Origin of the sequence: Limnospira sp. (genome assembly GCF_051859755.1) — a bacterium.
GTDB classification, from domain to species: Bacteria; Cyanobacteriota; Cyanobacteriia; order Cyanobacteriales; family Microcoleaceae; genus Limnospira; species Limnospira fusiformis.
This window is the reverse complement of sequence record NZ_JBIMLI010000412.1, coordinates 1-552: the sequence shown is the minus strand read 5'-3', so window position 1 is coordinate 552 and position 552 is coordinate 1. Positions and strand designations below refer to the sequence as shown.

The window sequence follows — 552 nt, the reverse complement described above, 5'->3', positions numbered from 1 at the left end:
GTTGACCCTGATATGCCCGAATCATTGCCTGACCCTGACCCATTTTCAGCCGGGCTTCAAGGTTAATCCCTAACAGTCTAATTACAGCAGTCTAATTGGGAAATAGAAAAGGCTACCCGTAAAAAGGTAGCCAATACACCAAACATCGAGGACTATCACCATGATATCAAAGCACTGGAAAGAAGTGCGGTTAAATCTCAGGAATATTAAACTTGACCCGTTGATGTATGTGGGAATGTCGTTTGCTCTAAAGGTTCCTAACTATGCAGGAAGAGGACAACTTCAATGGCAATTAACAGCCGTTAAGTTTGATAAAGAATTTCTGGCTTATTGTCTGGGAGAAATGATTAAAAAATTAATTCCATTACACCCAGATAAAATTGAGGAAATTCTCAACGAGGCACTCGAATATTATCGAGCGGAATGGAACATTTATCAAACTGAATCTGGCGGCGATAGAGAGCCAGATAATGAAACTTATTTTGGGGAGATAAATGATGATTAACAAGTATCATGCCAAAGGACAATACTACGACGGGTATTACTTTGGGT

1 protein-coding gene is annotated in these 552 nt (G+C 39.9%); it reads left to right on the top strand.

All coding sequences use genetic code 11. From position 1 onward, the window contains the following. Positions 1–160: 160 nt before the first annotated feature. Positions 161–505 (top strand): hypothetical protein, encoded by a 345-nt coding sequence (locus ACTIE0_RS24940; protein WP_439517085.1) that lies wholly within the window; start codon positions 161–163, stop codon positions 503–505. The last annotated feature ends 47 nt before the right edge of the window (positions 506–552 follow it).